The 9,802-nt window shown below is 68.5% G+C and carries 7 protein-coding genes; 3 read left to right on the top strand and 4 right to left on the bottom strand.

Annotated elements, in window-relative coordinates:
* Positions 1–28: 28 nt before the first annotated feature.
* The gene (locus tag AC07YH_RS11360; protein ID WP_494747091.1) at positions 29–2,521 is read right to left on the bottom strand and encodes an FtsK/SpoIIIE family DNA translocase; all 2,493 of its coding nucleotides are present in this window, start codon (positions 2,519–2,521) and stop codon (positions 29–31) included.
* 221 nt (positions 2,522–2,742) lie between these two features.
* Positions 2,743–3,591, bottom strand: a complete 849-nt coding sequence (locus AC07YH_RS11365) for a glutamate racemase (RefSeq protein WP_494747092.1) — start codon at positions 3,589–3,591, stop codon at positions 2,743–2,745.
* A 133-nt stretch (positions 3,592–3,724) separates the two neighbouring features.
* Here AC07YH_RS11365 and AC07YH_RS11370 point away from each other — a divergent pair, with 133 nt between their 5' ends.
* From AC07YH_RS11370 to AC07YH_RS11380, 3 genes are all read left to right on the top strand, one after another.
* The gene (locus tag AC07YH_RS11370) at positions 3,725–5,851 is read left to right on the top strand and encodes a M3 family metallopeptidase (protein ID WP_494747093.1); all 2,127 of its coding nucleotides are present in this window, start codon (positions 3,725–3,727) and stop codon (positions 5,849–5,851) included.
* A gap of 71 nt (positions 5,852–5,922) precedes the next feature.
* Positions 5,923–6,897, top strand: a complete 975-nt coding sequence (locus AC07YH_RS11375; RefSeq protein WP_494747094.1) for a TraB/GumN family protein — start codon at positions 5,923–5,925, stop codon at positions 6,895–6,897.
* 61 nt (positions 6,898–6,958) lie between these two features.
* Entirely contained in the window at positions 6,959–7,480 is a 522-nt protein-coding gene (locus tag AC07YH_RS11380) for an SRPBCC family protein (RefSeq protein ID WP_494747095.1), read from the top strand.
* A 143-nt stretch (positions 7,481–7,623) separates the two neighbouring features.
* Here AC07YH_RS11380 and creS read toward each other — a convergent pair whose 3' ends face one another.
* Together creS and ahpD are read right to left on the bottom strand one after the other, a co-directional pair.
* Positions 7,624–8,997: a crescentin gene (creS, locus tag AC07YH_RS11385; protein ID WP_494747096.1), complete on the bottom strand. Its 1,374-nt coding sequence runs from the start codon at positions 8,995–8,997 to the stop codon at positions 7,624–7,626.
* Positions 8,998–9,158: 161 nt separating this feature from the next.
* Entirely contained in the window at positions 9,159–9,695 is a 537-nt protein-coding gene (gene ahpD / locus AC07YH_RS11390) for an alkylhydroperoxidase, AhpD family (RefSeq protein WP_494747097.1), read from the bottom strand.
* Positions 9,696–9,802: the final 107 nt, after the last annotated feature.

The following is a 9,802-nucleotide window of genomic DNA, read 5'->3' on the forward strand; positions in this document are numbered from 1 at the left end:
GGTGTTGCGCCGGGGAAACGGAATGGGCCTACATCGGCGGCGGCGGCGGAGCCAGGATCTCCCGCTTGCCCGCGTGGTTGGCGGCGCCGACGACGCCTTCCTTCTCCATCCGCTCCATCAGCGAGGCGGCGCGGTTGTAGCCGATCTGCAGGCGGCGCTGGATGTAGCTGGTCGAGGCCTTGCGGTCGCGGGTGACCACGGCCACGGCGTGGTCGTAGAGGTCGTTGGCCCCACCCTCGCCGGCGAAAGCGCCCTCGATGGCCTCTTCCTGTTCCTCGTCGCCGCCAGCGGTGACTTCTTCCAGGTACTGCGGGATGCCCTGGTCGCGCAGGAACTTGGCCACGGCCTCGACTTCGCCGTCCGAAACGAACGGGCCGTGCAGGCGGGTGATGCGGCCGCCGCCGGCCATGTAGAGCATGTCGCCCTGGCCCAGCAGCTGCTCGGCGCCCTGCTCGCCCAGGATGGTGCGGGCGTCGATCTTGCTGGTGACCTGGAAGCTGATCCGGGTCGGGAAGTTGGCCTTGATGGTGCCGGTGATGACGTCGACCGACGGGCGCTGGGTGGCCATGATCAGGTGGATGCCGGCGGCGCGGGCCATCTGGGCCAGGCGCTGCACGGCGCCTTCGATGTCCTTGCCGGCCACCATCATCAGGTCGGCGACCTCGTCGATGACCACGACCAGATAGGGCATGGCCTCGGGGCGGATCTGCTCGGTCTCGTAGATCGGCCGGCCAGCGTCATCGAAACCGGTCTGGACGGTGCGCTCGAAATGCTCGCCCTTCTCCAGGGCTTCGTTGGCCTTTTCGTTATAGCCGGCGATGTTGCGCACGCCGATCTTGGACATCCGGCGATAGCGGTCCTCCATCTCGCGGACGGTCCACTTCAGGGCGACGACGGCCTTCTTCGGATCGGTCACGACGGGAGCCAGCAGGTGCGGGATGCCGTCATAGACCGACAGTTCCAGCATCTTGGGATCGACCATGATGAAGCGGCACTTCTCGGGCGGCAGCTTGTACAGGATCGACAGGATCATGGCGTTGACGCCGACCGACTTGCCCGAGCCGGTGGTGCCGGCGATCAGCAGGTGGGGCATCTTGGCCAGGTCGGCGATATAGGGCTCGCCGCCGATGGTTTCGCCGAGCGCCATGGGCAGGATCTGGCTGGCCTTTTCGTAGTCGGCGCTGCTCAGCAGGTCGCGCAGATAGACCGTCTCGCGCTTGGAGTTCGGCATCTCGATGCCGATGGCGTTGCGGCCCTGGGCCACGGCGACGCGGCACGAGATCACGCTCATCGAGCGGGCGATGTCGTCCGCGAGGGCCACGACGCGGGCGGTCTTCACGCCCGGGGCCGGCACCAGCTCGTACATGGTGACCACGGGGCCGGGGCGGATCTGGTCGATCTGGCCTTTCACGCCGAACTCGGCCAGCACGCTTTCAAGCAGGCGGGCGTTCTGGCGCAGCGAACCGGCGTCGACTTCCGACGAGCGCGGCTTGGCCTTGGCCAGCATGGCCAGCTCGGGCAGCTGGAAGCCGTCCTCCTCGTCGAAGGCGAAGGCCTTTTGCTGTTCGCGTTGCTCGCGGCCGGATTCCTTGACCGGGGCCTTGGGCTTGGCGATCGCCATCGGACGGGCGTCGAGCATGTCCTCGAACTCGTCCTCCTCGTTCTGCGGCGGGGGCGGGGTGTAGGCGCGTTCCGGCGCGCGCTCGGAGATCGGCGTCGGAGCGGCGGCGGCGACCACGGCCTCGTCATCGCCGTCGATCGGCGGCAGGCGGCCGGGACGCTCGCGCGGCGGCGCGGGCTGGGCCTTTTCCTTGCGGACCCGGGCGGGCTTGGGCGCCGGTTCGGGCATCGGCTCCGGCTCGGCGCGGACACGCGGCTGCAGGGCGTTGCTGACGGCGGCGTGGATGGCGTCGGGATCGACCTCGCGCACGCCGATGGCGAAGCCCAGGGCGACGATGGCGGCGACGGCGAACAGCAGGGCGGCGACGATGGTCGCGCCAGGGATGTGGGCGAAGCGCAGGACGCTGGCCACCATGTGCAGCAGGGCGTCGCCCCAGAAACCGCCGAGGCCCTTTTCCAGCTGCCAGATCGCGGGCGGCGGCGGGGCCGCCAAGGTGGCCGACAGGGCCAGCAGGCCCAGGGCGCCGACGCCGGCGCGCTGGCGCAGGTCCTTGCGCTCGGCGTCCGGGTCGGCCTGGGCCACGCGGGTGACGCCAAAGACCAGCATGAACAAAGCCACGCCCCAGCCGGACAGGCCCAGCGACTGCATCAGGAGGTCGGCGATCGCCGCGCCCGGGCCGCCCAGGGCGTTGCGGGCCGGCTCGCCGGTGGCGGCGTTCAGGCTGGGATCGGTGGCGTTGTAGGTGGCGATGGCCAGCAGCAGGCCGGCCCCGATCACGGTGATGATCCCGCCCCGGAACCGGGCGGTCCAGGGCTGGACCCAGCCGTAACGGATCGCGTCCCAGAGGAGCTCCGTCGTGGATCGCCGCGCGGCTCGCGCCATGAAAGTCTCCGAACTCAACTCGTCTCGCGACCCGGCGGAATGGGTCGAACCGCGATGTTGTGCCCGAAGAGCGTTAAGAGGCGTTTACGGCGTTCGTCAGGAAATGATTCATAAGGTCGCGGATCTCCTCCCCTTCCGGGGGAGGTGGCCCGAAGGGCCGGAGGGGGCAGCGTGGCCTAGGCCCAGATGGCCCCCTCAGTCGGCTTCGCCGACAGCTCCCCAAGCGGGGGAGCCGCTTCTCAAGCCGCCTCGAACGCGACCGGACCGCCCCAGAATCCTTGGACCAGGCCGTTCTGCGGACCCGGCGTGCCGGTGGTCAGGAACACGCGTCCACCGCCCGTCCCCACCAGATATTCCGGGTGGCGCTCCAGATAGAGCTCCAGCGCGTCGGCCGTCGCCTCGGGCTGCTGGATCAGCGGCGTACCCGCCGGCAAGGCCGCGCGGAACAGGTCGGCGATGATCTCGTAGTGGGTGCAGCCCAGCACCACGCGGTGCGGATAGCGGCCGATGCGGGTCTTCAGGGCCTGGACGTGGCTCTCGACCGCCTTGGCCAGCTCGACCACCGAGGCGTCGTGCTCGATCAGCGGCACCAGCTCCGGGCAGGGTTCAGAGAACACCGCCAGGTCCTGTTTGCGCTTGTCGATCTCGATCTCGTAAACGCGCGAGCGGACCGTGGCCGGGGTGGCGAAGACGCCGAGGATATCGAGTTGCTCGACCTTGTCGCCACGCCGCTCGGCCTCGTGCTCCCACGGCAGGCCGGTGGCCTTCTCGATGGTCGGCACGATGATGCCCAGGATGTTGACCGGCCGTCCGATCTCTTTCCGATACCCCGGCAGCCAGGTCTGCTGCAGGCGGCGCAGCGCGATGGCCGAGGCGGTGTTGCAGGCCAGGACGACCAGGCTGGCGCCGCGGTCGAACAGGCGGATGCAGCCGGCCTTGGTCAGCTCGACGATGTCCTCGCCGGTCCGCACGCCATAGGGCGCGTGGGCCTGGTCGGCCAGATAGGTGAAGTCCGCCTGGGGCAGACGCTGCACGAGGGCGCGGTGGACCGAGAGGCCGCCCACGCCGGAGTCGAAGACGCCGATCATGGCCAAAGCTGTAGCCGCCAAACCGGGCGTCGTCCACGGACTGGGCACGGATCGAAGAAGGTTACAGCCCTGTCATGTGACACGCCCTGGAACCTTGTTAGGGTCGCGTCCAAATCTTCACCGGAGACACTCCGTGCAACGTCGTACGTTCCTTGCTTCAGCCGCCGCCACCGGCGCGGTCGCCGCCCTCAATCCGAGCTTGTCCATGGCCCAAGGCGCTAATCCCATGACCCAGAAGTGGGTTGGCCCCTATGGCGGCGTGCCGGCCTTCGACAAGGTCAAGGTCGCCGACTTCAAGCCGGCCCTGGAAACGGCCATGGCCAAGAACCTGGCCGAGATCGACGCGATCACGGCCAACAAGGCCGCGCCGACCTTCGACAACACCATCGGCGCGCTGGAAGACTCCGGCCGGATGCTGAACGACGTCTCGACCTTCTACGGCATCTGGGGCTCGACCATGAGTACGCCGGAGTTCCAGAAGGTCGAGGAAGAGATGGATCCCAAGCTCTCGGCCCATGGCGACAAGATCAACCAGAACGTCGCCCTCTTCGCCCGCGTCGAGGCCGTCTACAATTCGCCGGACAAGGCCAAGCTGACGCCGGAACAGCAGCGCGTGCTGTGGATCTACTATCGCAACTTCGTGCGCTCGGGCGCCAAGCTCTCGCCCGAGGCCAAGGCCCGCGTCGGCGCGATCAACACCGAGCTGGCCGGCCTCTACACCAAGTTCAGCCAGAACCTGCTGGCCGACGAGAGCACCTGGATCGAGCTGTCGGACGCCGACTTGGCTGGCCTGTCGGAAGGCCTGAAGGCCGCCGCCGCCTCGAACGCCGCCTCGCGCAAGCTGCCGGGCAAGTTCATCATCGTGAACACCCGCTCCAGCGTCGACCCGTTCCTGGCCGCCTCGCCGGTCCGCTCGGCGCGTGAGAAGGTCTGGCGCGCGTTCGTCAACCGCGGCGACAACGGCGGCGCGACCGACAACAACGCCATCATCGCCAAGATCCTGAAGCTACGTGTCGAGCGCGCCAAGCTCTTGGGCTACCAGACCCACGCCCACTGGCACCTCGAGAACGCCATGGCCAAGACGCCCGAGAACGCCATGGCGCTGATGGAGGCGGTGTGGACCCCGGCCATCGCCCAGGTCGCCATCGACGTCGCCGACATGCAGGCGATCATCGATAAAGAGAACGGCGGCTTCAAGCTGGAGCCGTGGGACTATCGCTTCTACGCCGAGAAGGTCCGCCTGGCGAAGTACGCCCTCGATATGAACGAGGTGAAGCCGTACCTGCAGCTGGACAAGCTGCGCGAGGGCATGTTCTGGGCCTCGGGCCAACTGTACGGCTTCCAGTTCAAGAAGCTGGAAGGCATCCCCGTCTATCACGAGGACATCACGGTCTATGAGGTGACCCGCGCCGGCAAGCATGTCGGCCTGTGGTACTTCGACCCCTATGCCCGTCCGGGCAAGCGCTCGGGCGCGTGGATGAACGCCTATCGCACCCAGGAGCGGTTCAAGGGCGAGGTCACCACGATCGTCTCGAACAACTCCAACTTCATCAAGGGCAAGCCCGGCGAGCCCCTGCTGATCTCTTGGGACGACGCCACCACCCTGTTCCACGAATTCGGCCACGCCCTGCACGGCCTGAACGCCAACGCCACCTATCCGTCGGTGTCGGGCACCGCCGTGGCCCGCGACTATGTCGAGTTCCCCAGCCAGCTGAACGAGCACTGGCTGCCGACGCCGCAGGTGCTGAACCAGTTCGCCCTGCACTATCAGACCGGCAAGCCGATCCCGCAGGCCCTGGTCGACAAGATCGCCGCCGCCGGCAAGTTCGGCGAGGGCTTCGGCACCACCGAATACCTGGCCTCGGCCCTGATCGACATGAAGCTGCACCTGGCCGGTGATGTGGACATCGATCCGGACAAGTTCGAGCGCGAGGAGCTGGCCAAGCTGAACATGCCGCATGAGATCGTCATGCGTCACCGCACCCCGCAGTTCGGCCACGTGTTCTCGTCCGACGGCTATTCGGCCGGCTACTACAGCTATCTGTGGGCCGACACCCTGACCGCCGACGTCGCCGAGGCCTTCGAGGAGGCGCCGGGCAAGTTCTACGACAAGCCGACCGCCAAGCGCCTCTACGAGACCATCATGTCGAAGGGCAACACCGTCGATCCGGTGGACCAGTTCCGCGCCTTCCGCGGCCGCGACGTGAAGATCGGGGCCCTGATGCGCAAGCGCGGTTTCCCGGTCCCGGCCGGAGCGTAAGCGACAAGACCCAAGCCCTTCTCCCGCCACGGGAGAAGGGCTAAAGGGGCTCGGGGGCTGAAGGAGTTTCGATGGTCGCGTCCGCCGCTCTAGCCCTGTCCCTGCTGATTTCCGGCCAGACCACCCCGCCTCCGCCGCCAGTCGTAGAACTCGGCCAGGCGCCGGCCCAGGACGAGAGCGCGGTGGTCGCCGAGCTGACCGTGGTGGCCAAGCCGCGAGGGCCGGCGGTCTGGCTGGTCGAGAAGGACGGCGCCAAGCTCTACATCCTCGGCTCGGCCACACCCCTGCCCCACCAGCTGAAGTGGGAAAGCCCGCGCCTGAACAAGGCCTTGGACAAGGCCAGCCTGGTGCTGGTCCCGCCCCAAGCGGCGGTCGGCGTCACCCAGGCGGCGGGCTTCCTGCTCAGCTTCGGCGGCGGTCTGCGCCAGCCGATGGGCAAGAATCTCGAGGACCAGCTGCCGGCGGACCTGAAGGCCCGCTTCGTGGAATCCCGCACCCAGGCCCGCAAGGGCGCGGGCGACTACAAGAACTGGAAGCCGGGCGTGGCGGGCTTCCTGCTGCTGTCGGACTTCCGCCAGGCGGCGGGTCTCTCCGAAGCCAAGCCGATCAGCACGGTCGAGCGCATGGCCAAGGCCCGCAAGCTGAAGGTCAAGGCGGTCGGCCAGTATCGGATGAGCGCGGTGACCTCCATCGCCGCCAAGCTCTCGCCCGAGGACCAGCTCTACTGCCTGCGCGTGGCCCTGGACGAGATCGCCTATGACGGCGCCCATTCCACGACGATCGGCCAGGACTGGGCGCAGGGCGACCTCGCCTCGGTCCGCGCCCGCTATCGCGCCAGCGGCGCCCAGCGCTGCCTGCTGCGGGCGCCGGGCGGGGCGGCCTTGCTGGACAAGGGCGTCGACCAGACGACCGACGCCATGACCGACGCGCTGAAGCGTCCCGGCGTCACGGTGGCGGTGGTCGATCTGGGCTTCCTGCTGCCGGCCAACGGCGTGCTGGATCGGCTGAAGGCCGGCGGCGCGGCGGTCAGCTCCCCGATCGAATAGGACGGCCAGCGTTGACGCCCGCCCGTCCCTGCCCTCACCCTCGGGTCGGGAGGGACCTCGCATGAAGATGATGATCGCCGCCGCTCTGACGCTGCTGGCCGCGGGTTCGGCGCGGGCCGAGGTCGTGGATGCTCAGCCCAACGGCTTCGAGGTCCGGCATCAGGTCGTGATCGCCGCGCCGGCCGGCGTGGTCTGGGCCACCTTGGTGACGCCGGCCAAGTGGTGGGCCTCTGCCCATACCTGGTCGGGCTCGGCCGCCAACCTGTCGCTGGGCGCGGCCTCGGGCGGCTGTTTCTGCGAGCGGCTGCCGAACGGCGGCTCGGTGCTGCACATGACCACGGTCAATGCCGCGCCGGGGCAAAAGCTGGTTCTGACTGGCGCGCTGGGACCGATGCAGAGCTCCGGCGCGTCGGGCGCGCTGACCTTCCTGTTGGCGGAGAAAGACGGCGCGACGACCGTGACCGTCACCTACGATGTTGGCGGTTACTTCCGAGGCGGCTTGGACAAGATCGCCGCGCCGGTCGATGGCGTGCTCGGTCAGCAGGTGGCCGGGCTGAAGGCGGCGAGCGAGGCGGCGCGCTAACCCCTCCTCCGGATTTCCCCGGCGAAAGTCGGGGCCCAGATCGTAGACCTCGGAGCCGCATGCAGAAACGCCCGCGAACCTCTCGGTGTCGCGGGCGCTCTTGCATCTGGGTCCCGGCTTTCGCCGGGAAGACGGCGTTTGAATTAAGCGCTTTCCGCCATCCCGTCGTCCGAAGCCCCCAGGAGGGCCATCTGCAGACGCGAGCGATCGCGACGGGCGGCTTCCAGGGCGCCTTCGGCCAAGGCGGCTTCCGAGGTGAGGCGCTCGATCGTGGCTTGCAGGTCGGCGACCTTGTCCTCGTGTTCGCGGCGCAGCTGGTCCTGGGCTTCCTGCATGCCGTCGAGACGGGTGCGCAGTTGCTGGGCCCGCTCCTCGGCGCGCTTCATGGCCTTGTCCTGGGCCACGGTGCTCTTGGCCAGCTGGTCGGCGCGTTCGATCGCCGTGGCGCGGGCGGTGTCGACGCCGGCGTGGCGTTGACGCAGGCCGTCCGACTCTTCTTCCAGCGTACGGATGCGGTCGAGGGCGCGTTCCAGGGCGACATTGAGATCGCCGGCGCGGCGCTCGACGGCCTTCTGGTGGGCCGAGGACTCGGCGAGACGGGCCGAGATCTGGCCGTTCATCTCTTCCAGCTTGTCCGCGCGGCCCGTGGAGGTTTCCAGGCGGGTCTGCAGCGCCGAGATTTCGGCGCGCGAGGCTTCGACCTGGCTTTCCAGGCCACGGATGATGCGGCCGCCGTCGGTCTGGTGGGCGTGCAGAGCATTCTCGATCGCCTGGACGCGGGCGCGTTCGCCGGCCAGCTGGGCTTCGAGGTCGGTCTCGATGCGCGACAGGCGGGCCACGTCCAGGCCGGCCTGATCGACGCGCTTCTTCAGGGTCGCGGCTTCCTCGCCCAGCAGGGCGTTGTCCTGGTTGGCGCGGGCCAGCGAGGCCTCGGCGTCGCCACGACGGGTGTCGATGTCCTGGGCCTGGACGCGCAGGCCTTCGACGTCCTGCACCAGGTGTTCGATGCGGGCGTTGGAGTCGCGCAAGGACGCGTCGAGGCTGGAGACCTTGAGGTCCGACTGCAGCAGGGCGTTGCGCAGGCGGTCGATCTCGAGGGCGTTGTCTTCGAGCGCCGCGTCCTGGGTCTGACGGCGGGCGTCCGACTCGCCCAGAGCGGTTTCGGCGGCGGACAGGCGGGCGCTGACGTCGCGCTCCTCGGCCTGGATCTGGGCGACCTGACGTTGGGCGTGGTCGTAGTTGGCGCGCAGGGCGATCAGCTCGGCGTGCTCGGCGCGGCGGGCGTCGAACTCCTGGGCGACCGGACCCCGGATTTCGGCGATCAGCGGCTCGATGGCGCGAAGATGCTCCATGACGCGGCCGATGCTGTCGAGGCCGCCATGAATGGTCTCGTAGCGTTGACCGATCGCCTGGGTGGACTCGATCTGATGCTGCACGGTCTCGACCTGGGTGTCCTCACCCAGAACGACCGGTTTGCCGTTCTTGTTGTCGCGAGAATTCTTCGACAGCAGTCTCATGTCGCCCACTTTCGCCCCGTGCGAGTCCATCGCGACCTGACAGGTCGCTTGCGGACGCCGCGAATCTCTTACCCAGAGGTTAACAACTTAGTTTACGGGCAAGGTGAATGTCGAGGGGCCGCCGGTGCTTTGCGGCCGCGACGCGGCGTCGCGGATAGCTTTCAAACGCCCGAAAACTGGGGACGATCCGAGATCTCGGCGCCGATGACCCGGGCGACGGCGTTGACCACGGCGCCGATGCGCAGGGCGGTCTGGATCTGGACCGGCTCCACGCTGCGCCGACGCAGCTCGGCTTCATGGCTGTCGAGGCACGCGCCGCAGCCGTTGATCGCCGACACCGCCATGCAGCAGAGCTCGTAGGCCGTCGCGTGATCGCGGCCGAAACGCAGGCGCGAGGGCAGATGCTCATATTGGGTCGCGGTCATCAGGTGGACGGCGCGGAAATAGACATTGGTCATGGCCATGGTCGCCGCCGCTGTCCTGGCCTCATCGAGGGCTTGCGGCGACAGGCCCGCCTCGCGCGCGGCCATCGTGATGGCGTGCAGGGTCTCGGGCTCGCCGGCCGCGCAGGCGCTGGCGACGAAGCAGCTCCATTTGGCGACATCGTCCAGCACCGTCTCGCCGGCCAGGACCTCCAGGTTACGGGCGATGTCCTTGGCGTAGGCGGGCAGTTGGGCGCGCAGGGCCTGGATCGGCATGGGAACGCTCCGTGGGGATACGGAACGGGCTTAGCATCTTGGGGAAAGGTTCGTCCCGGCCCGCGCCGCTGGGAGGGGAGACGCGGGCGGACCGGGATCGACGGGGT

The sequence above is a fragment of the Caulobacter sp. GW456-12-1-14-TSB4 genome (assembly GCF_059424195.1).